This is a genomic window from Bacillus sp. RCC_6_1 (assembly GCF_041360755.1).
GTDB classification, from domain to species: domain Bacteria; phylum Bacillota; class Bacilli; order Bacillales; family Bacillaceae_G; genus Bacillus_A; species Bacillus_A cereus.
Map to the genome: position 1 here is coordinate 146,759 of NZ_JBFUPV010000005.1, position 24,479 is coordinate 171,237.

Below are 24,479 nucleotides of genomic sequence, written 5' to 3' on the forward strand. Positions count from 1 at the left end.
GAGAATAATCTCAGCAGCTCTTTTTAGTATGTGCATATGTAGAAGAGTAATCACGCCAAATTTCATTTATCTTTCGTCTACCGATATCTACCATCGGATTAAACTGAATTGCAGATTTCTGACGAACAAAGTGAACGTTTTGAATGGCGTGAGATAATTGTTGGTCGACTATATCACGTTTTTTGCTTGCATATTTAGCAATAGATAGACCTGCAACTGTTCCTTGCGCCATCGCAATTTTTCCGCTTTCAATGCCTGTAATATTGCCGGCTACAAATAAACCAGGAAGAGGAGTTTCCATTGTTTCGGAATGGAGAGGAACGTGTCCGCCTAATTCTGAAATGTAATGGAAGGGACAACCAGCTACAGCTGCAAGTTCGGCAAGTGGGTATAATCCCCCGGCAATACATACAAAATCTGCTTCATATATTTTCTCTGTTCCATTGATAACATTTCCTTTAGAGTCAATATTAGCAATACGTACACCTTCAACTTGATCTGTTCCGATAATTTCAAGAGCTGCTTTCCGAAGGTGAAGTGGCGTTCCGTTTATTTTCATTCCGTTGTGTGGATAGAATGTTAATCCAGCTTTTCGAATCCAATCAAATTTCATAAAGTGACTACCTATTCGTAAGAAAGCAGAAGGAGCGAGGTGAGCTGCATTTAAAAGAGAGTTTAAAACTTCTTCAGGTTCACCAGCTTTTTGACTTAACTCGCTTTTCTCAGGGAGTACAATATGATCTACTGTAATTCCCGCTAATTGCAATTCACTTAAAATGGCGAAAGACAAAATGTTAGCACCAATAATAATTCCTTTTTTTCCAACTTGCACGCGATGAACATTTGTCATAACTTGAGCTGCTCCAATTGACATCACTCCTGGAAGTGTCCAGCCAGGAAGGGGAATAGAATATTCCGCAGCTCCAGTAGCAAGTAGTACGAAAGGCGCTTCTAACGTACCGATATTAGTATGTACAAACCAATTGTTTTCATCTCTATCTAAATTATAGACCGAAACACCGCACCTGATATGTACTGAAAGTGATTCTGCTTCTTCATGAAGTCGCTTCGATTCTTTTATTCCGTTCCACCATTCTCCAGTAGGCTCTTGATGCAACTGTCCTAACAATCTCCCGCCCGGCTTCATAAATTCATCAATAACGAGCACTTTTAGTCCGAAACGAGCACAAGAAATAGAAGCAGATAATCCCGCTGGCCCTGCACCAATAATAATTACATCACTCATCGTTTTTTCACCATCTCTCTCACGATATTCGGATGCTGTTTCCCGCTTTCAACAACCATGTTTTCTTCTACAACAGTTAAGCATGCACGTACATTTGTTTGATTATTTACTGTCATGCGGCATTCGGAACAGTGTCCGATATTACAATAAATACCTCGCGGTGTTCCGCTATCTTCATGAACTCTTAATGTCCTAATTCCATTTGCTAACAGGGCAGCAGCTATCGTTTCATGTTCATATGCTCCGTATTGATGACCGTTAAATTGAAAGGTAATACGCTCACTACTTTGTAAAGTACCTAAAATAGGGTGATGTGTAATTCTACTCATTTACTTTCACCTACCGATCCAAAAGTAACTGCACGTATTGGTGGTTGATATTTTAACGGTAGTTCATTAAGAGTTACGTCAGGATTCGCATTTTCAATCATTCGATCTATCATTATTCTGCATGTGCGACCACTGCAAAATCCCATGCCAGCACGTGTTCTTAGTTTTAATTCTCTTGCCGAGCAGTTATATTCAGCAATTGTCGATTGAAGTTGCCCATATGTAACCTCTTCACAACGACAAACGATTAAGTTGTTTTTATTTGTCATGTGTATTCCTCCTCTAGTTCGGTTTTCACAAATTATATATGCAAAAATCATGCCAATATAGAGGAGGAGAGGGCTATCTGTAAATGCCTGATCGGTGCATACTGATTCTTTATTGAAGTCCAAGTTTCTTTAAACGGTTATATAAAGTAGCCCTTGTTACACCAAGTTGTTTTGCGCATTCTAATTTATTCCCATTTAAAATTCGTAAAGCCCTTTCAATAACTTTTTTCTCATGCTCATCCATCTCTTCTTGTAAAGAAAGGATTGTATTATTGTTGCTGAGTAATAGGGAATGGGCTGTATGGTTGTCTAAAGTTTCAGTCGTATGAAATGGTAAATATTCTTGTTTTATAATTCCGTCTGTTGCGAATACCACAAGCCGTTCAACAACGTTTCGAAGTTCGCGAATATTACCTGGCCAATTGTAATGAAGCAGTTCATGCATAATGCTTGAAGGTAAGTCACGAATTGGTCTGTTATAGTTGATTGAAAAATCGTTTAAGAAAGAATAGGTTAATTCAATAATATCCTCGCGTCTTTCGCGCAGCGGTGGAATCTGCAAGCTAACTACATTTAAGCGGTAATATAAATCTTCTCGGAAAGTTCCTTTTCTCATTTCTTCTTGTAAATCACGATTTGTAGCAGCGATAATACGGAAATCAATATTAATTTCTTTTTCACCACCAACTCGGTAATACTTTCGCTCTTGCAGTACACGTAACAGTTTTACTTGCATATCAAGTGGCATTTCACCTATTTCATCAAGAAATAAAGTACCGCCTTGCGCGAGTTCAATTTTACCTTTTTTTCCTTTACTATTTGCTCCAGAAAACGCCCCACGCTCGTAACCGAATAATTCACTTTCAAATAATGCTTCTGGAATTGCCCCGCAGTTAATCGAAATGAAAGGCGCCTTCGCTGCTTCACTTGCTTCATGAATTGCTTTCGCAAATACTTCTTTTCCAACTCCGCTTTCCCCAAGTATTAAAACAGTTGATTTCACCGAACAAACTTTTCTAGCTAATTGTATCGTTCTTTGTATAACAGGACTTTTTCCATTCATCGCAAGGAATGGATCGGATTCATCTTTATACTTTGCCACTTCTTGTTCTAAACGGTGCATTTCATGTGACATATTAAATAGTTTTTCATTTAAAGCGACTTGATTTGTAACATCTGTTTCTGAAACGACTGCTCCTATAATTTCATCATTACAATAAACTGGATTTGAATTAATTAATACGAATAAATCGGGGCGAGGCTGATGGAACTGAGCGACTATGCTTTTTCCATCATGTAAAGATTGTAAAATTTCCAAGTCTTTATAATCAAAAAAACGAGTAATCGGTTGCCCAATAATCTCATTATGGTTGACTGAAAATATTTTTTCAGCACCATCTGTCCAAGTTCGAACGCATTCTTTACTATCAATTACTGTAACAGAAGAGTCAGTTGTTTGTATTACAGTGTCATAAAATGACTGTAGTTCATTGTAGGACTTATAAAGAAATGGAATCATTTGCTGAGAAGTTATACAGCATATCGGCTCATCGTTTTCGTTAAGGATGATAACAGCTAATTCATAAGAAAAAGCGTCAATTAATGCAGTGAATGAGTCATCTACATAAATAATTGCGCAATTATATTCTTCTGTAGTAGAAGGGAGGTAATAAAACCTTTCGTTTATTTTCTTAATGCGATCAAGGCTACATGTATGATTGATTAAAACGCTTTCCAAAAATTCTTGTATAGTCGGAAATGAGAATTCCATAATGTCCTCCTGTTATGTATAAAAATTTTGACAGTGATAAAAAAATAATACACCTATTTACTATGAATTTAAAATATTTTTACAAATAAAAATATTTTTTATAAAAATTGTATATGTACAGAATTGGCACGTCAATTGCATAAAAAGAAAGTGAGAGGGCTAGGAAAGGAGGAGTATATTGTGAGGCACTGCGACGTTTTAATTATAGGTGGTGGAATAATAGGGTGTTCTATCGCTTATTACACTTCAAAATACGGAAGAGACGTAACAATCATTGAAAAAGGGGAATTTGTCAGCGGGACGTCTTCACGGTGTGATGGGAATATTTTGGCCATTGATAAAGACCCGGGATTTGATAGTCAAATGTCTTTAGTAAGTCAAAAATTAGTAACTGATTTAAGTGAAGAATTAGAGCATTCATTTGAATATAGGGCACCAGGAAGTATTCTCGTATGTGAGTCAGACGAAGAGATGGAAGCTGCGCAGCAATGGGTAAATCGGCAAAAAGAAGCTGGATTACCGTTTCGAATGCTTGATAGGCAAGATATAAGAGAAGAGTCGCCTTTTTTTGCTGATGATTTATTAGGCGGTTTAGAATGTGCGACGGATTCAACTGTGAATCCATATCTCCTTGCTTTCTCGCTTCTGTCAGAGGCACAAAAGTTTGGCGCAAAAGCCTTTAAGCAGACCGAAGTAAAGAGTATGAAAATAGAGACGAATGGTTCATTTGTTGTAGAAACTACGAATGGTACTTTTACAGCAAAACAAGTTGTAAATGCAGCCGGTGTGTGGGCTCCTAAGGTTGGTCAGATGTTAAATGTAAATATACCAATTGAACCGAGAAAAGGGCATATTATTGTAGCTTCAAGGCAACAACACGTAGGATGCCGTAAAGTAATGGAATTCGGTTATTTAATTTCTAAATTTGGCGGAAAACGAAAAGTGGATGCTTTAACTGAAAAATACGGGGTTGCGCTCGTATTTGAGCCTACTGAAAGTCAAAATTTCTTAATTGGTAGTAGTCGTGAATTTGTAGGATTTCATACGAGGATAAATAATGAAGTCATTAAATGTATCGCAAATAGAGCAATTCGCTTTTATCCGAAAATGGCAGATATGATGGTAATTCGTTCTTACGCTGGTTTACGTCCGTGGACAGAAGATCATTTACCGATTATTTCACGAGTGGAACATATTCCGAATTATTTCATTGCCGCTGGACATGAAGGTGATGGGATTAGTCTTGCAGCAGTTACTGGAAAAGTAATTGAAGAGTTATTAAATGAAAAAGAGACAATTATTCCTATTGAACCACTTCGTTTGAGTCGTTTTACAGAAAGGGTGTTAAACGGATGAGGTCACAAAGAGTCTTTACGACGATTGATACACACACAGGTGGGAATCCAACGAGGACATTAATTAGTGGACTTCCAAAGTTGATTGGAGAGACGATAGCAGAGAAGATGTTACATATGAAAAAGGAGTATGATTGGATTCGAAAATTGTTAATGAATGAACCGCGTGGTCATGATGTAATGTCAGGAGCATTATTAACAGACCCGTGTCATCCTGAGGCTGATATAGGTGTTATATACATAGAGACAGGTGGATATTTACCGATGTGTGGTCACGATACAATCGGTGTATGTACAGCGTTAGTTGAATCAGGTTTAATTCCGGTAGTTGAACCGATTACTTCTTTAAAACTAGATACACCGGCTGGCTTAGTTGAAGTAGATATTGCTGTTCAAGATGGAAAAGCAAAAGAAGTATCTTTCTGTAACATACCAGCTTTTTTATTGGAAAATATTACTGTACAAGTGAAAGACATTGGAACTATAGAGGCTGATATTGCGTATGGAGGGAATTTTTATGCCATTATTGATGCGAAATCAGTAGGTCTAGAATTAGTACCAGAAAATGCATCTACAATCATCGATAAGGCGATTCATATAAGGAACACAATTAATGAGAAGTTTGAAATCACTCATCCAGAGTATTCGTTTATAAGAGGATTAACACATGTTGAATTTTATACAGATCCTACTCATGAATGTGCGCATGTGAAAAATACAGTTGTTGTACCACCAGGCGGAATAGATCGATCTCCATGCGGTACAGGAACATCTGCGAAGCTAGCTGTATTATACGCTCAGAAAGAAATCGAGATTGGTGAAGAGTTCATTCATGAGAGTATCGTTGGTTCTTTATTTAAAGGATATGTCATGGATACGACACATGTTGAAAATATTGAAGCTGTCATAACGAAAATTACGGGATCAGCTTGGCTTATGGGTATGCATAGATTTTTTTACAATGAAATGGATCCACTTAAAGAAGGATTTTTGCTAATTCCGCCGATGGAACATGAAACGGAGGATATAAAATGAACATTCAAAAAATGTATACAGCAGTAGACGTACATGTAAATGGCGAGACATTTCGTGTAATGAAAGACGTACCATGCAAATACTACTACAGTTTGGAGCAATTAAATGAACAATTTTCAGGTGAATTAGCAGAAGAGATGAAGCTTTTATTAAATGAACCACGTGGTTTTATCGGTTTGAATGGGTGTATTGTCGTTCCATCTATCCATAATGAAGTGGATGCAGCTGTATTATTTTTTAATCATGAAGGTTCGATTCCGCTTCATTATGGAGGCATTGTTGCAGTAATAACGATGTTACTCGAAAGTGGTTATTTAAAAAAGAGAGAGTCCAATCAATATAAAATTGAAACGTTATCTGGAATATTTTTAGTTCATGCGTATGTAGAGAATGATGAAGTTATATCGGTTTCGTTTGAAAGCAAACTATGCTATATGATTGAGGAAAATTTACAGGTTGGTAATGTAAGTTATTCTCTCATACAAGCAGATAAAGTATATGCAGTTGTAGAGAAAGGTGCGTATTCGCCAGAAATTCGCATGGAAAACATTTCTGAATTGAAAAGATGGGGAGAAGCTACACTACAGACTATACAAAAACAGTCGCTAATAAAAAGGCTTATTTTAGTAGATCCTTCGCAAAAAGAAAAGAACCATATAAAATCGATTACATTTCATGAAGATAACTTTATCGTACGTTCGCCAGGTTTTGTTTCTACTATTGTTTCCTATGTTCATGCGTTATTTAAAAATGATTATATGGCGGATAAACCTTTTAAAAATGAAAGTATATTTAATAGTTTTATAACTGTGGAGAAAGTGAAGAAGGAGGAACTAGGATACATTTTCCGTTTTGAAAGTAGAGGGTTTATTACAGGGATGCAGACATTTCTATTAGACCCTACGGATCCGTTTCCGGCAGGTTTCTTATTAAAATAAAATGTGATAGGGAGAGATAAATATGCAAAAAATTAAAGGGGCATTTCCAGTATTAATAACACCGATGGATGAATTTCAGGAAATTAATTGGGATGGGGTAAAGCAAAATGTAAATTACTTTATCGAACAAAACGTTGCAGGTATCATCATTAATGGAAGTACAGGAGAATTTGTAAGTTTATCAAAAGAAGAACGATTTAAAATGGTAGCAACCGTGTTGAAAGAAATTGATGGCCGTATTCCAGTTATTGTTGGAACTGCAGCAGAGACGACGAAAGAAACAATTGAATATACGAAACATGCAGAAGCGCACGGAGCGGATTGTGTGTTAATTATAAACTCTTACTATTGTAAACCGAAGGAAGAGGAGATTTATTTTCATTTTAAAGAAATCTCAAACTCTGTAAATATACCAATTATGTTATACAATAATCCATTTACTTCTGGTGTTGATATGAGTACAGAGCTAATGCTCCGTATTGGAAAAGAGTGTGGAAATGTTACACATATTAAAGAATCTAGCGGAGATATTCGAAAAGCGAGAGATTTAGTAAGACAAAGTGAAGGGGCTTTCCAAGTCTTCTGTGGTTCTGAAGATTTAGTTATGGAATCATATTTAGTTGGTGCCTCGGGATGGGTTTCAGTAGCAGGAAATATTGTTCCCGGTCTCGTTACAAAAATGTATGAGCATTTTCAAAATGGTGAATTAGAAAAGGCGTGGGAAATAAACGATGCTATTTTACCACTTTGCGAGTTTCTTGAAGGATCAGGGAAATATGTTCAAATCGTTAAACGTTCTATGGAATTACATGGGCAAGCGGGAGGACCTTCTCGCTATCCAAGACTAGGGTTAACTGTAGAAGAAGATCAAAAGCTTCAAACGATTTTATCAAATATTGCAGCTCATGCAGCTGTTTAAATAAGGAGGAGAACATAATGTTAAAGACAAATATTGAGCTGAAACCAAAAGTGGAAGCGTTTTTAAATGAAGAAATTAAAATGTTTATTAATGGCGAATTTGTTTCTGCTATTGGCGGAAAGACGTTTGAAACGTACAATCCAGCAACAGAAGAGGTTCTAGCAGTCGTATGTGAAGCGCAAGAAGAGGATATTGATGCTGCAGTAAAAGCGGCAAGATCTGCATTTGAATCTGGCCCGTGGGCAGAAATGGCTACTGCTGAAAGAGCGCATCTTATTTATAAATTAGCAGATTTAATTGAAGAACATAGAGAAGAATTAGCGCAACTAGAAGCTTTAGATAATGGAAAGCCATATCAAGTAGCACTTGATGATGATATTTCAGCGACTGTAGAAAATTATCGTTATTACGCAGGATGGGCTACAAAAATTATTGGGCAAACAATCCCGATTTCAAAAGATTACTTGAATTATACGAGACATGAACCTGTTGGTGTTGTAGGACAAATTATTCCGTGGAATTTTCCGCTTGTTATGTCTTCTTGGAAAATGGGAGCTGCACTGGCGACAGGTTGTACGATTGTATTAAAGCCAGCAGAGCAAACGCCTTTATCTTTACTATATACAGCGAAACTCTTTAAAGAGGCTGGATTTCCAAACGGCGTTGTAAACTTTGTATCAGGCTTTGGTCCTGAAGCAGGGGCTGCAATTGTAAATCATCATGACATTGATAAAGTTGCTTTTACAGGATCTACTGTTACAGGAAAGTATATTATGCGTCAATCTGCAGAAATGATTAAGCATGTAACGTTAGAGCTTGGCGGAAAATCACCAAATATCATTTTAGAAGATGCGGACTTGGAAGAAGCGATAAATGGTGCATTCCAAGGTATTATGTATAATCACGGTCAAAATTGTAGCGCAGGATCACGTGTATTTGTTCATCGTAAACATTATGAAACTGTAGTAGATGCACTTGTGAAAATGGCGAACAACGTAAAACTTGGAGCAGGTATGGAGAAAGGAACGGAAATGGGTCCACTCGTATCTAAGAAACAACAAGAGCGTGTGTTAAATTACATTGAGCAAGGGAAGAAAGAAGGTGCTACAGTTGCGGCTGGTGGCGAACGTGCGCTTGAAAAAGGTTATTTCGTTAAGCCAACTATATTCACAGATGTTACAGACAATATGACAATCGTTAAGGAAGAAATATTTGGACCAGTTGTTGTCGTACTTCCATTTGATTCGACAGAAGAAGTAATTGAACGAGCGAACAACTCATCCTATGGTCTTGCTGCGGGTGTATGGACGCAAAATATCAAAACGGGTCATCAAGTAGCAAATAAATTAAAAGCAGGAACAGTGTGGATTAATGATTATAACTTAGAAAATGCAGCTACACCATTTGGTGGATATAAACAATCTGGTATTGGCCGCGAATTAGGTTCATATGCGCTTGATAATTATACAGAAGTGAAAAGTGTTTGGGTAAATATAAAGTAATAGGGCGTTTTACTGATAAAAATTGAGGGATGAAATAATGAAAAATGCGGACAACTAGAAAGTTTGATAATAGTTGTCCGTTTTTTTTATATACAAAATTGCTTTTCCAAAGAATGATAAGGGGGATTTGGATGGAGAATTTAGTAGAATGGTTAGTAGGGCAAGTGTGGAGTATCGGTTTAGTTGTTTTTGCATTAGGGGCAGGCGTATATTTCACGATTGCAACACGCTTTTTGCAAATCCGTTATTTTAAAGAGATGATTAAACTATTATTTGAAGGAAAGAGTTCAGAGACGGGAATATCATCTTTTCAGGCATTTTGTTTAGCCTTATCAGGAAGAGTTGGAATTGGTAATATTGCAGGGGTAGCGACAGCAATTGCTTTCGGCGGTCCTGGAGCTGTATTTTGGATGTGGGTAATGGCTTTGTTAGGGGCAGCGAGCGCGTTTGTAGAATCAACATTATCTCAAGTATACAAAAGTAAAGTAGGGAATGAATATCGCGGCGGTACTCCATATTTCATTGAGAAAGGTTTGAAAATGAAATGGTTTGCAGTCATTGTAGCAGTAGTTGTAACACTTTCATATGGCGTGTTATTACCAGGTATTCAATCTAGTAGTATCGCAGTTGGATTTGAAAACTCTAATGGTATTAGCAAATATATAACTGGTATATTTTTAGTCATGTTACTAGCAGCAATTATTTTTGGTGGTGTAAAGAGAATTGCTGGCGTTTCTCAAATGCTTGTTCCATTTATGGCAATTGGTTATGTAATTGTTACATGTATCATATTAATTGCGAATGTAACGGAGATTCCAAGGATGTTTGCTTTAATTTTCTCTAGCGCATTTGGTGTAAATGAAATGTTTGGTGGAATTGTTGGTGCAGCTATTGCATGGGGCGTAAAACGCGCTGTATTTTCAAACGTTGCTGGTGTCGGAGAAGCGACGTATAGTTCGGCGGCTGCTGAAGTATCGCATCCCGCAAAACAAGGATTAGTTCAAGCGTTTTCCGTATATATCGATACAATTGTCGTATGTACAGCGACAGCTCTTATGATTTTAATAACAGGTATGTATAATGTTATACCTGAAGGGAAAACCGCCATTGTACAAAACATAGGAAATGTGGAAGCTGGTCCAATTTATACACAACAAGCAGTTGAAACTGTGATAACAGGGTTTGGTCCAATATTTATTTCAATTGCGATTTTCTTTTTTGCATTTACAACGTTACTCGCTTATTACTATATCGCTGAAACGACACTTACTTATTTAGATCGTCAACTGAAGTATGGCTGGTTAAAACCAGTTTTAAAATTTGGATTTTTAATTATGGTTTACATCGGTAGCGTTGAATCAGCGTCGCTTTTATGGAATCTTGGAGATTTAGGAATCGGTAGTATGGCATGGTTAAACTTAATCGCAATCTTACTTTTAAGTAAAACCGCATTAAAAGTGTTAAAAGATTATGAAACGCAGAAAAAAGAAGGGAAAGATCCAGTATTTAATCCTAAAAATGTGGGGATTGAAGGATTAACATTTTGGGAAGAAAGAAGTAAAGAGGTTGAAAGAAAAAGTTCTAGAGAAAAAGTTATTGTAGATGATAATTTAAAATTATAACTTAAATTAACTAAAAATTCTTGATTTAAAAGAAGGTATATTGCCTCCATTTCATCACATACTACAATAAGTATGGATAATATGACTGGAGGGAATAAGATGGAACATGAGCAACATAGTTCGATAAATGATATTCTACATCATTATAAAGAAGGTATAGGTAGTTTTACAAATCAAATTCCTGAAATCGCTGAGACATATAATGCGTTCACGCAAGCTTGTTTTCAAGAGGGTTCTTTAACAAAAAGAGAAAAACAACTTATTGCATTAGGAATTAGTTTAGCAACGCAAGATGAGTATTGTACAATTTATCATACAAAAGGTTGTCTTGATCAAGGATGTTCGGATAAAGAGATTCTAGAAGCATGTGGTGTTTCAGCAGCATTTGCTGGCGGAGCTGCGATGAGTCAAGCGGTAACTTTAGTGCAAGAGTGTTTAACAGAATTGAAAAATCAAAAGCATTGAATAAAAAAACGTTTTAAACTTTATGTTTAAAACGTTTTTTATGTGAAATTAAATTTGAGTATAAAAATTATCTAGGATGGGTTCAATTTATGGTTATACAATAATGGGAGAATTTTAAATTTAGTAGGAATGAGAAATAACAACTATTTATTTAATTTTAAGGTTTTGTAAAAAGCTTCAATTGCTTCATATAATCAATGGCTTTTGTTTTATTTTTCTGTTTAGAAACATAATGTACCTCATTAAAATCTCTATATTAACTGTTAACTACTTCTTCAGAAAGAGCACCGTCAGAGATAGCTCTTTTAACCGCGCAGTTTGGTTCGTTTGTATGTGAACAGTTAGAAAATTTACATCTCATAGAAATCTTTTTTATATCTTCATATCCAAATTCAAAATTCCCCTCAAGGTTTATCAAGTCAAATCCTATTTTACTAATAAGAAATCCCTCCATTTTTGAAAGAGTCTTTTAGAAACATAAATACAAATTTTATCGTTTTCAATTTGTATTTACTTTAATATTCTATATCTTCATAAATAGATTTTTCTACATCAGGAAGAACTGTGTATATACTCTTACCGATTAAAGCTTCTAATTCTTTCTTAATCGCATAAAACCCTTTCCAATGTAAAGATGTATGAGATGTTGTACCATGACGCAAACCAACAGAAATTAATCTTCTTTCCAGCGTAGTAAAGCCATCCGCATCAGCAAGAGCGTCACAAAGAGTAATTACTTTATTGTATAAGTCGTAGTTACAATGTTCATTTAATATTTCAACTAATCGGCTTCTCATATGGTCAGGAACGAGACTCCATTCTGCTGCGATATCTATATGTTCATTTTTGCATGGGAATGAGTGTGTCACACAAATAACAGCGTTTCCTGTATACCCTAAATCATTCATATACATATAACCATCATAGGAATGAATGACCGATTTGGTAAAACCTTTGTATCTTCCGATATCATGCAAAAGGGCAGCGTTATATGCTATGTCAGCATCTAGCTTGTACCCTTTTTTTATAAGTTCTATAATTATGTTTTCAGTTGCATGAGCAACATGTAGTGAATGTTCAAACCAAGGGCCCGGGTTTTGTTCATATGCCCATTCGAGTAATTCTTTTGCGTACATTCTATCTAATATATATTTCATATCGTTATCCTTTCACAAAAAATCATATCTTAACTATAAATTCCTCTTATTATTTCATTATTCCTTCTTTAAAAATTGTTACAATGAAACAAAAGGGGGAAAAGTAATGCGAAATTTAGTAATTGAAGAAATTAAGAAACTAGAAAATGATATAGAAGAACTTTCGAAACTTTTGAAAATGGTTGTAAATGATGGGGCATCAATTGGTTTTTTGCCTCCACTGGAACAAAAAGATGCAACAAAGTATTGGCAAACAGTATTAGCGCCAGAAGTGATATTGTATGTGGCTAAAATAAACAACGAAGTAGCAGGGAGTATTCAATTACAATTAGTTACTAAGCCTAACGGAATTCATAGAGCTGAGATTTGCAAATTAATGACTCATCCAAACTTTAGACGAAACGGTATTGGACGATCGCTTATGCAAAAAGCAGAGGAACGAGCAAAGCAAGAAAACAGGTCTCTTTTAGTATTAGATACTAGAGAAGGAGATCCTTCCAATAAATTGTACAAATCACTAGACTACCAAGAAGTTGGAACAATACCAGGGTATGCAATTTCTCCGAATGGAAAGTTAGATGCTACGGTTCTTTATTATAAAAACATTTAAGTTATAATCAAACGGGGAGAGTGCTTAATTATTAGTAAGTGAATAATAAACGACTATTTTTAACACCGTCTATATTTTTCTGGCGGTGTTAAAATAGTTAATTATAATCTAATTAACGCACTAAATGAATTTGAGAAAGTTTTTAGAGGGTTCTTTTAGTAATGATTCTCGTCTTATAATAAATGTAGAGAAGATGACTAGCCGACTATAGTTATTTTCGCTTTATTATGGGAAGGGGATGAAAGAATGAAAAAGAATAGTTTACAAAAGATGAAGAAAGTTATTTTAAGTGGTGGCGTATTACTTACGGGATTATTAACATTTGGGTTTTCAGAAAAGGCTTCAGCTCATGGATATGTAGAATCACCAGCGAGCCGATCTTATTTATGTAAGCAAGGTGTAAATGTAAATTGTGGACCAATTCAATATGAACCACAAAGTGTAGAAGGGATAGGTGGATTTCCACAACTAGGACCTTCTGATGGACAAATTGCAGGGGCTGGTCATTTTCCCGCTTTAGATGTTCAAACTGTAGATAGGTGGAAGAAAGTTACGTTAAATGGCGGGACGAATACATTCAAGTGGAAACTAACGGCTCCTCATAGTACGAAAGAGTGGAAATATTATATTACGAAAAAAGGTTGGAATCCAAATAAACCTTTGACGCGATCAGATTTAGATTTAGTGCCATTCTATGTAAAAAATGACGGTGGAGCTAGACCAGGGACAACAGTAACGCACGAAGCAAATGTACCAACTGACCGTAGTGGATACCATCTTATTTTAGCTGTTTGGGAAATTGCAGACACTGGAAATGCGTTTTATCAAGTTATAGATGTAAACCTTTTGAATAATGGCTTATCCTCAAATTTTGCTTTTAACAATGTAGTGCAAGCTCCTACACTATTTTAATTGAAACATACATTTCGATCATCTAATTCATTTTAGATGATTTTTTTTATGAAAATGATGAAAAATATAGAAGAAAGTGCAATTATTTATAAAAAAATATGCTTTAAATATTGTCATATTTGCTTCTTTAAGATATCCTTTTCATGAAGAGGTGGAAAACATGGAAAAAGTACTAGTTTTCGGGCATAAAAACCCAGATACAGATGCAATTTGTTCTGCAATTGCTTATGCAGAATTGAAAAAAGAATTAGGAATGAATGCTAAGCCTGTACGTTTAGGCGAAATCAGCGGTGAAACTCAATTTGCGTTAGACTATTTTAAAGTAGAAGGACCGCGTTTTGTTGAGACAGTAGCAAGCGAAGTGGACAACGTTATTTTAGTTGACCATAACGAGCGTCAACAAAGTGCTAACGATATCGAATCAGTTCGTGTGTTAGAAGTTATTGACCATCACCGTATTGCTAACTTTGAAACAAGCGATCCTATATACTATCGTTGTGAGCCAGTTGGCTGTACAGCTACAATCTTAAACAAAATGTACAAAGAAAATGGCGTAACAATTCGTAAAGAAGTTGCAGGTTTAATGTTATCTGCAATCATTTCAGATTCTTTACTATTCAAATCTCCAACTTGCACAGAACAAGATGTAGCAGCTGCTCGTGAATTAGCGGAAATCGCTGGTGTAGATGCAGATAACTACGGCTTAGAAATGTTAAAAGCTGGTGCTGACTTAAGCGGAAAAACAATGGAGCAATTAATCTCTCTTGATGCTAAAGAATTCCAAATGGGTAATGCGAAAGTTGAAATCGCACAAGTAAACGCTGTTGATACAAACGACGTTCTTGTACACCAAGCGGAACTTGAAAAAGTAATTTCTGCAGTAGTAGAAGAAAAAGGTTTAGACCTATTCTTATTCGTTGTAACTGATATCTTAACTAACGATTCTGTCGGTCTTGCGATCGGTAAAGCAGCAAACGTTGTTGAGAAAGCATACAACGTATCACTAGAAAACAATACAGCTACTTTAAAAGGTGTTGTATCTCGTAAAAAACAAATCGTACCAGTATTAACAGAAGCATTCCAAGCTTAATCGTATTGCGTACAGATGAACAGTAAGGACAAGTAGTCAGATTGGCTATTTGTCCTTTTTTATTTATAATAAGCAGAAATTTTTAACTTTTCAACAGTCGCATTGTGTATGCTTAATGATATGGAAGTATTGAAAAGTAAATTACAGGGGCTTTTTGAAAAAATATTGCATCTGTTTCAAAATTAGAGAGCTGGATTTCGGAGGAACTGCGTTTAAACGCTGAAATACAGATGTTGCGTTTAACTTTTTAGAAGAAAGGATATAAAGTTTTGATTAACGAATTAAAATAAGGATAGCGTTAGCTATCCTTATAATCGTTTATTCGTAAGATTTTTTCTTGTTTATATAAAATGTGATTATCGTAGTAATGAAGAAAATAGGTATCGCATACACTTGCCCAACAAATAACTTCCAGCCGACATAATTATAGCCTTCAGATGCTGGGATGATAACGGAAATAACGCAAACGATAAAATAGACTAATAGTGCAGGAATAATATTTTTCATTTTTATGAACCTCCTTTATTGTTTTATTAATACATACTTGCATTATAATTTAGTTTCATTATTTTGAAGAAAAAATGAAAAATTTTTTATGGTATTATAATATTTGCAATGAGAGTAATCTATAGTACGCATATGGTAAAATGTGTAATTTTAACTTTCAGAATTATTATATAGTATCTCGAGAAAAAAATGTACAAAATAACGAATTTTATTTACCAAAGTAAAGGGAGTAGAAATATATATGAAAAGGCTATGTATAATTCCATGCGGAAAAAAGAAAATTTGGGATAAACATTCAGACTACGGACCGATGGAAGCAAAAGATGTATATATTAGTCCGTTCGGAAAAGCATGTCAGGCGTACGCAACTATGTTTTTCGAAAACTGGGTTATATTATCAGCGAAACATGGATTTTTAAGACCAAGTGATATTGTATTAGAAAACTATGATCTTGCATTTGATTCAAAAAGCGATGAGGTAATAAGTATAGAGCAATTACAAAAACAGATGGTAGATAAAAGTTTACTACAGTTTGACGAAATCGTCTTACTAGCAGGGAAGAAGCATAAAAAAGTAGTGACAAAGTTATATCCAGAAGAAATGATTACATATCCGCTAGAGGGGTGTAAAGGAATTGGGTATATGTTGCAGAGGTTGAAAGAAGCTGTGAAGGAAAGGGAGGAAATATAGGTGTAGTTTCAGTGATTTTAAACTCTATTTATTTAGGGAGCTGAAAAGTAAAATAGAGTTTTTAGGCATCGCCGAAAGGGTGATGCTTTTTTGTTCGTGTCGTCATTCATGTAAAAGTAATTTAGAGAATAAATCATTCGATTTATGAAGCGATAGCTTTTTTATATCGAAAACAAATTGCATCACTTTTAGAAAATATAGGACGTATGGGCACAGTTAAGATTGTAAGTGGGAATAGCAATAAGACAAGTTTTGAATAAGATATTAAGAAAGGAGATGTTGATGAATAATGGCTAGATATAGTTTGCACGGAGGACACAATAGTATTGTTCAAGGTGCTAATTTCGGGAATCGGAAAGAACACGTTCTAGATAGGCAAGTTAAAGATGCCGTGGCGGCTAAGTTAAGAGCCCTAGGACACACGGTTTATGACGATACGGACGAGGTAGGGGCAACTCAATCGCAAAATTTAAATAATATCATTCGGAATAGCAATTCCCATGCTGTGGATTTAGTTATTTCTTTTCATCTTAATGCAAGTGATGGAAATGGACAGGGTGTTGAGGTTTTATATTATGATCAGAAAGATTTGGCGGCTAAAATCTCAGCTCAACTAGCAAAAGATATTGGATGGCGTGATCGAGGTGCGAAACAACGTACAGATTTAGCGGTATTAAATGGAACGAAGGCACCGGCTATTCTTATTGAATTAGGGTTTATTGATAATGAATCCGACATGGCAAAATGGAATGTTGATAAAATCGCTAATTCTATTGTATTTGCTCTTACAGGACAAACTGGAGGAGGTGCAGCGGATTTGCTCAAAGTAAAAACTGGTGGTGTAGCATTTAGTAATTTACAAGATTTGGCTCAAGCTATGGTTGATGCGGGTATTGATGGACAAATTGTCGTTCAAAAAGATGGCATTGGTTATGCTATAACGAATGGCTATCCGTCCGGGAATATCGATAAATTTACAGCTTGGTTAGATGTACGTAAATGGTACTATGAGTACGTGAGATAAAACGAAAATTGGTTTGATTAAAAACTAAAAATTGTCTTATTTTTAGTTAACAAGTATATTAAGTAACTATAAAAATATGGACAATTTATATGTAAATTAGTACACAAAACCACCTGTCAGAAAGGTGGTTTTATTTATCAAGCTATTTGCGGGAAGTAAAATTCTTACCTCAAAATTCGGATGAAGCTAAGAAATTAGGTGGGAATTACACTGCTCGTAGCCTCCTACTAATTATCGTTTCACTTTATATAGTTTAGAGTTTTGTAAATCTTTACTTATTAAACCCGTAATAATATTTTGTTTTCTCAATACATAAGCCGAATTTTAAATTATTACCCAATAATATAATACCTCTCATACTATTTATTAGTTGATAATAACAAAAAAACAAGCTTTGAATATAATAATGAAAAAGGAGATGTTAAATAATGGGTTATATTGTAGATATTTCGAAATGGAATGGCGACATTAACTGGGATATCGCAGCACCACAATTAGATTTCGTAATTGCACGTGTGCAAGATGGTTCAAACTATGTAGATCCTTTATATAAAAATTATGTACAAGCAATGAAAGCAAGGAATATTCCGTTTGGTAATTATGCGTTCTGTCGTTTCGTTTCAGTAGAGGATGCACGGATAGAAGCAAGAGACTTTTGGAACCGTGGTGATAAAAATGCAACAGTTTGGGTAGCTGACGTAGAAGTAAGAACAATGAACGATATGAGAGCGGGTGCACAAGCTTTTATTGATGAATTACGCAGATTAGGAGCTAAGAAAGTCGGTTTATATATTGCTCATCATATGTATGCTCCATTTGGAATGGAAAATGTCAATTGTGATTTTGTATGGATTCCTCGTTATGGTGGTAACAAACCGGCGTATCCATGTGATATTTGGCAATACACAGAGACAGGCAATGTGGCTGGTATCGGCAAGTGTGATTTAAATAAGCTGATTGGAAATAAGCCGTTAGCTTGGTTTACAAATCAAATTGTTGAGCCGATAAAAAAACAAGAAGGGGTTGGAATTATAGTGAATAAATATAGCAAAGTAGTTACTTATGAATTTGGTGTAAATTTAATTTCTGACATGATTCAAATGATGGATAAGCTTGGATATACTTCTAAAATAATATCTCGTGGAGATAACCAAGGGCTTGTGTATTTCGAAACAGATTATCGTCAAGGGAACGAACTGGACAAAGCAACTGCTTGGTTAGATATGAAAGGAATTAAATATTTTTATACAAAAGAGTAGTTTGCAAAAATAAGAGCCGTCATGTGACGGTTTTTATTTTTATTTAATCTTTTAACTCTACTTATAATATGGAGAAAATAGACTAATAAACAAGCCTTTGTATACTTTCAAACATAGAATATGATGAATTCTATCAAGGAGGAAGCATATTTATGAGAAATACTTGTCATTGTGGACATTTTCAAGATTGTAATAAATTTTGGGATGATTTAATGTTTGGGAGATGTAGATGTAAGCGCAATGATTTTCACGAGTGTTGTTGCAAAGAGAAACCGAAGTGTGAGTGTGAAAAATGTCATTGTAAAACAAAAGCGAAATGCCATTGTAGGCATGAAGAGGAAGGGTATTAATAATAAAAAAGAGTACGATGCGTACTCTTTTTTTGGGTGATTATATTCCATCTTGAACAGATTTCTTTACAATTACCCATTTGTCTTTCTTTTTAACCGTTATAGCTACATTAGTTCCATTAGATTCCTTATAAAAGATATATCCATTGTTTGAGTTTACATATGTAACTGGTTCACCTATGCAATCTCGCGAGCAGGATTTGTTGACTAGTTCAATTAAGGATAGTTCACTTGGATCGGTTTTACTGGCTTCTATAACAGCATCAAGGCTTGTTTTTCGATAACCTTGCAAGTTTATATGAAAAAGCTGCTCTATTTCTCCTGTAATGCTAGTGTTCATTACTTCTACTGAATTCTTTTTTTCTTGAAGAAAGCCGTTTTCATAAAGTAATTTTGTATAGCCAATCCATGCTATTAACACTAGCATGAAAAACATACCCGTCATTTTAAGTATTCGAAGTCGTTTGCTTATAATTGTTTCTGAGTATTTCATTCACTCTAATCCTCCAATGTTTTTAATTTAAAATATGCCTGGATACATACTTTTAGAAGAGGATGAAAGTTAATGAGTTTTTAATAAAAAAGAAAACATCCAGGGTTAGATGCTTTCTTTGTTTGGTATTTTTGGCTATCTGTTAGTTACTTGTTTCATAAGTGGTCTTATTTCTTTAACTGGTGGTTTCTTATCATAGGCATCAACGTAAGAAAAGTAATAGTTTAAGTTTCTTAGAAGACCTTTTCCTATTTTTGCACTTAAGAAAGGAAAGACTTGTCCGGTATAATCATCGAGAGATTTACAGTAATATTTTTCATCTAAATATATACTGTATTTACATGTTAGTTCTACTAAAGGATTCCCTTCATCATCAAATACTTCTTTAGAATCAATAATATCTATTAGTGCAAATTTTTCATTTAAATAAACTTTCTTTTTTTTCTCGTGTTTATTTGTAAGTATAAAAACGAGACCAATCGCGTTAATCAAACTATTTCCTCCTATAAAAAACGGATATTAATAAAATATATCGATATAAGCTAAATGTAAAGAGGAGAGGTGAAATATCATGGAGAGAAAACTAAATAAGCCGATTGGTGAGAGCTGATAATCAGTGGGGGATGAACAAACCCCTCACTGATTAAAGTTTCACTTTATTGAAATACTTGCGGGAATTGTTTTACGATTGCGTTTGTTATCATGTCAGCCATTTCTAATGCTTCTTTTTCAATTTTATCGTAAAGTTTTACTCCTGCTTCATAATCTTTATTTAGGAAGGCAAGTGCTTCTGCTTTCGTTAGTGCTAAATGTTCATAAAACATTTTTCTAAATTCTTCTTTATCTATATATGGGTTGATTCTGTTAAGGAATTCAATAATTGCGTCACCATTAGCGTACCATTTTTTCTCTATAGCGGCCGCTGCATTTTGATTACCAGCTTTTGCGGCTTTAACAAGATCCGCTGCAATTACTAAGTGATCTTTAATTAATGCACTATATTTTTTCACTGCATCCTCACCGTAAAATGGTTCAAGTGATAGTCCCATATGTGTTGCGTTTTGTAGAAGTCGTCCAACAGTAACATTAACATCTGGTAAATTAAATACTATACTTATAATAGCCAATCTCGTCCAAGCGACGTGTTGTTCCCATAAAGAACGCATATACCCTTTTAAAAAATTCTCATTTTTACTAATTCGGTAGTTCCGTACGGATAAATCATAGTTTACATAAGGGTTATGGTAGGGGGAGTAATACGATTGCCAATAAGAATACATAAATAGTAACACTCCTTTGAACATGTATAACTCAAAGTATGATGAAGATTTATTTTTAGTTACGTGTCCTAGATTATTTTTAGGGAATTTGAAATGGAGAAATTCAATGAATGGTGTTGTGGTATATATGAATAAATTGAATATAAAGTAAAAGAGGGTCTGTAAGGGAAGTTGCAGACCCTCAAAAGGGTATTGCCGAGATGTCGGACTCGACTACGTAATGTTATCATAAAATTCTTTTGAAAAAACCTGGTAAATGTGTCCAAATGAAATTGGGACCTTCATACAGTCAAAGGGACCTGCTTCCCGCGGCAGGCCCCAATAACTAGATAATGTCGATGAGCAAAAAACTCATCTGGAGTACTTTTATAGTAACAAGTAAAATGTGTTTTGTGTATTGAGAAAGAAGAATTGCATAATTATATGTGAACAATTTAAATCCCAACAATTTATGATTATCATTAATTGTTGGGATCTAAATATGGTTATAAAATGGAGAAAAGACTTGGAAGTGAGATCGAGGTACACAGAAGTATGTAATCATGAAAAAGACCTGCTAATATAAGCAGGTCAACTTAAGGGGTTTATCCAACAGATTATTATATATGGTAACAACTGAATTGTAGTAAGTCTATACATTTAATATTGAGAAAAATTCTGTGAATGATATGTTTTTTGCACATATATTAACGTCTAAAAAGTTGAGAAAGAAAATTAAAAAGCTTTTTATAAGAGAATAATGGCTGGTACTTATAGTATGATTCATATTTCCACGCATCATTATTAGAGAATTGGAGTTTTTGTGTTTTCGTTTTTGCCTTGATGGAACTCATATTACGATGTTTCATATAGTAACCTCCTGAATTTATATGTATACGATTAGTAGTATTCAAGAAAGGGAAATAAAATGAACATTTAAATTGAAACTCTTTCTTCTTGTGTACTGGATTTACGTTATAAATGTTGTAAAACATATAAAATAATGATGCTAATTCATATTAAATAAGTGAAGAAACATAGAATAATGAAAAAACAATAAGCATCTAATCATCCCTTTCAAGTCGCATAAGTGATTGATATAATAGAAGTAGATGAAAGATAAAGAAAAGCGGGTGACTCTTTTTTGTTTACTAAAGCACAAGAACTTTTAGCGTCCTACTTTGGTTATTCTTCGTTTCGAAGAGGACAAGATGAAACAATTAAAAATGTACTAGATGGGAAAGATACGGTTTGTATTATGCCAACGGGTGGCGGTAAGTCGATTTGTTATCAAATTCCGGCATTAGTATTTGAAGGAACGACGTTGGTTATATCGCCTCTAATATCACTTATGAAGGATCAAGTAGATACATTGGTACAGAATGGCATTTCAGCTACATATATTAATAGTTCTATATCTATTGCAGAAGCAAATCAGCGAATTCAATTAGCGAAACAAGGACATTACAAGTTACTTTATGTGGCGCCTGAGCGTCTTGATTCGATGGAGTTTGTTGATCAACTTATTGATATGAAAATCCCTATGATTGCGATTGATGAAGCACACTGTATTTCACAGTGGGGACATGATTTCCGTCCAAGTTATTTACATATACATCGCATATTAGATTATCTTCCAGAAAAGCCGCTCGTATTAGCATTAACAGCAACAGCAACACCGCAAGTACGTGATGATATTTGTAAAACACTTGAAATTAATCAAGAAAATACAATTATGACAACGTTTGAGCGTGAGAACTTATCGTTTTCTGTCATTAAAGGGCAAGATCGAAATGCATATTTGGCGGATTATATTCGTCAAAATCAAAAGGAATCCGGGATTATATATGCAGCTACTAGAAAAGTAGTCGATCAGTTATATGAAGATTTGATGAAGGCAGGTGTTTCTGTATCAAAATATCATGCTGGTATGAGTGATAGTGATCGAAATGAGCAACAAGAACTCTTTTTACGAGATGAAGTAAGTGTAATGGTAGCAACATCTGCATTCGGGATGGGTATTGATAAATCGAATATTCGTTACGTAATTCATTATCAGCTTCCAAAAAATATGGAAAGTTACTATCAAGAAGCAGGACGTGCTGGTCGTGACGGATTAGATAGTACATGTATATTGTTATATTCTTCTCAAGATGTACAAGTACAGCGTTTTTTAATTGATCAATCAACTGGAGAATCACGTTTTTCAAATGAACTTGAAAAATTGCAAAATATGACCGATTACTGTCATACAGAACAATGTTTACAATCATTCATTTTGCAATACTTTGGAGAAGAACCGAAAGAAGATTGTGGACGCTGTGGTAATTGTACAGACAATCGCGAGAGCATCGATGTGACAAGAGAATCACAAATGGTTTTATCATGCATGATTAGAACGAACCAACGCTTTGGAAAGCAAATGATAGCGCAAGTATTAACTGGGTCGAAGAATAAGAAAGTTATTGAATTTAATTTTCATACTTTACCAACGTATGGGCTTTTATCGAACCGTAGTGTAAAAGAGGTCAGTGAGTTTATTGAGTTTTTAATTTCAGATGAGTTAATTGCAGTTGAACATGGCACTTATCCGACGTTAAAAGTAACTGAAAAAGGGAAAGAAGTATTACTTGGTAAAGAGAATGTTTTACGAAAAGAACGAGTAGAGACAAGACAAATTGTTCAAGACCATCCTTTATTTGAAGTGCTTCGTGAAGTACGTAAAGAAATTGCACAAGGAGAAGGTGTACCTCCGTTCGTTATTTTCTCTGACCAAACATTAAAAGATATGTGTGTGAAAATGCCGCAAAATGATTCTGAATTGTTGACGGTAAAAGGTATCGGAGAACACAAACTTGTGAAATATGGCTCGCACTTCTTACAAGCAGTTCAGCATTTTATTGAGGAAAATCCAAATTATGCTGAAACGATTAAGACAGAAGTAGTTTCAGAGCGTAAAAAGTCAGGAAAAGCGTCCGCAAATTCTCATTTAGAAACATATGAAATGTATAAACAAGGTATTGATTTGAATGAGATTGCAAAAGAACGTAACTTATCAAGACAAACAATTGAAAACCATTTAATTCGCTGCTATGAGGATGGAATGGAAGTAGATTGGCAAAGCTTTGTTCCAGCAGAGTATGAATCTCTTATTGAAACTGCCGTTCAAAATGCAGAGGGTGGGCTGAAATCTATTAAAGAACAGCTTCCGAATGAAGTGAGTTATTTTATGATTCGTGCTTATTTACAAATAAGAAAGTAGAGACATATAAAGGGGATAAGAATTTATGTATCATGTGTTCGTTTATGGCACATTAAGAAGAGGACAAACGAATGCTCATTATATGCAAGGTGCAACATGCATCGCAGACAGAGCTTGGACATATGGAAAATTATTTGATACGAATGAAGGATATCCGGCCATGACTTATTCGATTGAAGAACAGGTGTATGGAGAAGTTTATGTAGTAAATGATGAGATATTGTGTAAGTTAGATGAACTAGAAGAATATACAGGTAATGCGGAGACTGATTTATATGATCGAATCACGCAAACAGTATATGTTGCTGATAGGGAAATTGAGGCATATGTGTATATCGCTCAGAATAAAAAGATGTTAAAGAAAGTGATAGACTCTGGTGACTGGCTTATGTATCAAAAAATATAATAAGGTAG

General features: G+C 34.9%; 26 protein-coding genes and 1 pseudogene. 16 read left to right on the forward strand and 11 right to left on the reverse strand.

The features are described 5' to 3' along the window. Positions 1–10: 10 nt before the first annotated feature. The 4 genes from AB6801_RS17285 to AB6801_RS17300 form a co-directional block, all read right to left on the reverse strand. Positions 11–1,246, reverse strand: a complete 1,236-nt coding sequence (locus tag AB6801_RS17285; protein ID WP_097998108.1) for an NAD(P)/FAD-dependent oxidoreductase — start codon at positions 1,244–1,246, stop codon at positions 11–13. Continuing rightward, positions 1,243–1,575 (reverse strand): (2Fe-2S)-binding protein, encoded by a 333-nt coding sequence (locus AB6801_RS17290; RefSeq protein ID WP_000087067.1) that lies wholly within the window; start codon positions 1,573–1,575, stop codon positions 1,243–1,245. The genes AB6801_RS17285 and AB6801_RS17290 overlap by 4 nt, the downstream gene beginning before the upstream one ends. After that, positions 1,572–1,844 (reverse strand): (2Fe-2S)-binding protein, encoded by a 273-nt coding sequence (locus AB6801_RS17295; protein ID WP_116291448.1) that lies wholly within the window; start codon positions 1,842–1,844, stop codon positions 1,572–1,574. The genes AB6801_RS17290 and AB6801_RS17295 overlap by 4 nt, the downstream gene beginning before the upstream one ends. A gap of 109 nt (positions 1,845–1,953) precedes the next feature. Next, the gene (locus AB6801_RS17300) at positions 1,954–3,615 is read right to left on the reverse strand and encodes a sigma-54 interaction domain-containing protein (protein WP_000395824.1); all 1,662 of its coding nucleotides are present in this window, start codon (positions 3,613–3,615) and stop codon (positions 1,954–1,956) included. A 180-nt stretch (positions 3,616–3,795) separates the two neighbouring features. On the opposite strand from AB6801_RS17300, the gene AB6801_RS17305 reads away from it, so the two are divergent. The 7 genes from AB6801_RS17305 to AB6801_RS17335 all read left to right on the forward strand — a co-directional run bounded on the left by AB6801_RS17305 (position 3,796) and on the right by AB6801_RS17335 (position 11,451). Beyond that, complete coding sequence (locus AB6801_RS17305; protein ID WP_097998109.1) at positions 3,796–4,971, forward strand: NAD(P)/FAD-dependent oxidoreductase; 1,176 nt, start codon at positions 3,796–3,798, stop codon at positions 4,969–4,971. Continuing rightward, positions 4,968–6,005 (forward strand): proline racemase family protein, encoded by a 1,038-nt coding sequence (locus AB6801_RS17310; protein WP_097998110.1) that lies wholly within the window; start codon positions 4,968–4,970, stop codon positions 6,003–6,005. Before AB6801_RS17305 ends, AB6801_RS17310 begins: the two co-directional genes overlap by 4 nt. Further along, positions 6,002–6,943, forward strand: a complete 942-nt coding sequence (locus AB6801_RS17315; protein WP_061139182.1) for a proline racemase family protein — start codon at positions 6,002–6,004, stop codon at positions 6,941–6,943. Before AB6801_RS17310 ends, AB6801_RS17315 begins: the two co-directional genes overlap by 4 nt. A gap of 22 nt (positions 6,944–6,965) precedes the next feature. Then, positions 6,966–7,862: a 4-hydroxy-tetrahydrodipicolinate synthase gene (gene dapA / locus AB6801_RS17320; RefSeq protein ID WP_001169463.1), complete on the forward strand. Its 897-nt coding sequence runs from the start codon at positions 6,966–6,968 to the stop codon at positions 7,860–7,862. Between the two features lie 17 nt (positions 7,863–7,879). Next, complete coding sequence (locus AB6801_RS17325; RefSeq protein WP_000920983.1) at positions 7,880–9,364, forward strand: aldehyde dehydrogenase family protein; 1,485 nt, start codon at positions 7,880–7,882, stop codon at positions 9,362–9,364. Between the two features lie 131 nt (positions 9,365–9,495). Then, positions 9,496–10,986, forward strand: a complete 1,491-nt coding sequence (locus tag AB6801_RS17330; RefSeq protein WP_048567596.1) for an alanine/glycine:cation symporter family protein — start codon at positions 9,496–9,498, stop codon at positions 10,984–10,986. Between the two features lie 72 nt (positions 10,987–11,058). Then, positions 11,059–11,451, forward strand: coding sequence for a carboxymuconolactone decarboxylase family protein (locus AB6801_RS17335; protein ID WP_002005224.1), 393 nt, complete (start codon positions 11,059–11,061; stop codon positions 11,449–11,451). A 157-nt stretch (positions 11,452–11,608) separates the two neighbouring features. Here the strand turns inward: AB6801_RS17335 and AB6801_RS17340 are convergent. Beyond that, positions 11,609–11,905: pseudogene (locus AB6801_RS17340) on the reverse strand (hypothetical protein). 61 nt (positions 11,906–11,966) lie between these two features. Next, on the reverse strand, positions 11,967–12,608 hold the full coding sequence (locus AB6801_RS17345) for an HD domain-containing protein (RefSeq protein WP_000874102.1): 642 nt from the start codon (positions 12,606–12,608) through the stop codon (positions 11,967–11,969). 106 nt (positions 12,609–12,714) lie between these two features. On the opposite strand from AB6801_RS17345, the gene AB6801_RS17350 reads away from it, so the two are divergent. The 3 genes from AB6801_RS17350 to ppaC all read left to right on the forward strand — a co-directional run bounded on the left by AB6801_RS17350 (position 12,715) and on the right by ppaC (position 15,220). After that, complete coding sequence (locus AB6801_RS17350; RefSeq protein ID WP_001245250.1) at positions 12,715–13,218, forward strand: GNAT family N-acetyltransferase; 504 nt, start codon at positions 12,715–12,717, stop codon at positions 13,216–13,218. Positions 13,219–13,464: 246 nt separating this feature from the next. Then, positions 13,465–14,130 (forward strand): lytic polysaccharide monooxygenase, encoded by a 666-nt coding sequence (locus AB6801_RS17355; protein WP_000742279.1) that lies wholly within the window; start codon positions 13,465–13,467, stop codon positions 14,128–14,130. Between the two features lie 115 nt (positions 14,131–14,245). Then, positions 14,246–15,220 carry a manganese-dependent inorganic pyrophosphatase gene (gene ppaC / locus AB6801_RS17360; protein ID WP_370941116.1) on the forward strand — a complete coding sequence of 325 codons (975 nt, stop codon included), beginning with the start codon at positions 14,246–14,248 and terminating at the stop codon, positions 15,218–15,220. 318 nt (positions 15,221–15,538) lie between these two features. Here the strand turns inward: ppaC and AB6801_RS17365 are convergent, their stop codons facing one another. After that, positions 15,539–15,727, reverse strand: coding sequence for a DUF4017 family protein (locus AB6801_RS17365; protein WP_000789486.1), 189 nt, complete (start codon positions 15,725–15,727; stop codon positions 15,539–15,541). A gap of 241 nt (positions 15,728–15,968) precedes the next feature. Here AB6801_RS17365 and AB6801_RS17370 point away from each other — a divergent pair, with 241 nt between their 5' ends. From AB6801_RS17370 to AB6801_RS17385, 4 genes are all read left to right on the forward strand, one after another. Next, positions 15,969–16,418, forward strand: coding sequence for a DUF6884 domain-containing protein (locus AB6801_RS17370; protein ID WP_000824873.1), 450 nt, complete (start codon positions 15,969–15,971; stop codon positions 16,416–16,418). A 289-nt stretch (positions 16,419–16,707) separates the two neighbouring features. Continuing rightward, the gene (locus tag AB6801_RS17375; protein WP_097998113.1) at positions 16,708–17,442 is read left to right on the forward strand and encodes an N-acetylmuramoyl-L-alanine amidase; all 735 of its coding nucleotides are present in this window, start codon (positions 16,708–16,710) and stop codon (positions 17,440–17,442) included. A 428-nt stretch (positions 17,443–17,870) separates the two neighbouring features. Further along, on the forward strand, positions 17,871–18,701 hold the full coding sequence (locus AB6801_RS17380; protein WP_000540614.1) for a GH25 family lysozyme: 831 nt from the start codon (positions 17,871–17,873) through the stop codon (positions 18,699–18,701). A gap of 216 nt (positions 18,702–18,917) precedes the next feature. Further along, positions 18,918–19,091 carry a hypothetical protein gene (locus AB6801_RS17385; protein WP_000503011.1) on the forward strand — a complete coding sequence of 58 codons (174 nt, stop codon included), beginning with the start codon at positions 18,918–18,920 and terminating at the stop codon, positions 19,089–19,091. Here AB6801_RS17385 and AB6801_RS17390 read toward each other — a convergent pair whose 3' ends face one another. The 4 genes from AB6801_RS17390 to AB6801_RS17405 form a co-directional block, all read right to left on the reverse strand. After that, positions 19,092–19,544 (reverse strand): hypothetical protein, encoded by a 453-nt coding sequence (locus tag AB6801_RS17390; protein ID WP_000877571.1) that lies wholly within the window; start codon positions 19,542–19,544, stop codon positions 19,092–19,094. A gap of 135 nt (positions 19,545–19,679) precedes the next feature. After that, the gene (locus AB6801_RS17395; protein ID WP_000606231.1) at positions 19,680–20,036 is read right to left on the reverse strand and encodes a hypothetical protein; all 357 of its coding nucleotides are present in this window, start codon (positions 20,034–20,036) and stop codon (positions 19,680–19,682) included. A gap of 164 nt (positions 20,037–20,200) precedes the next feature. Further along, complete coding sequence (locus AB6801_RS17400) at positions 20,201–20,824, reverse strand: hypothetical protein (protein ID WP_000287725.1); 624 nt, start codon at positions 20,822–20,824, stop codon at positions 20,201–20,203. Between the two features lie 686 nt (positions 20,825–21,510). Beyond that, positions 21,511–21,672 (reverse strand): hypothetical protein, encoded by a 162-nt coding sequence (locus AB6801_RS17405; RefSeq protein WP_000682739.1) that lies wholly within the window; start codon positions 21,670–21,672, stop codon positions 21,511–21,513. Between the two features lie 275 nt (positions 21,673–21,947). Between AB6801_RS17405 and recQ the strand changes: the two genes are divergently transcribed. Next, complete coding sequence (gene recQ / locus AB6801_RS17410; RefSeq protein WP_097998986.1) at positions 21,948–24,065, forward strand: DNA helicase RecQ; 2,118 nt, start codon at positions 21,948–21,950, stop codon at positions 24,063–24,065. Between the two features lie 25 nt (positions 24,066–24,090). Then, positions 24,091–24,471, forward strand: coding sequence for a gamma-glutamylcyclotransferase family protein (locus AB6801_RS17415; protein ID WP_000274915.1), 381 nt, complete (start codon positions 24,091–24,093; stop codon positions 24,469–24,471). Positions 24,472–24,479: the final 8 nt, after the last annotated feature.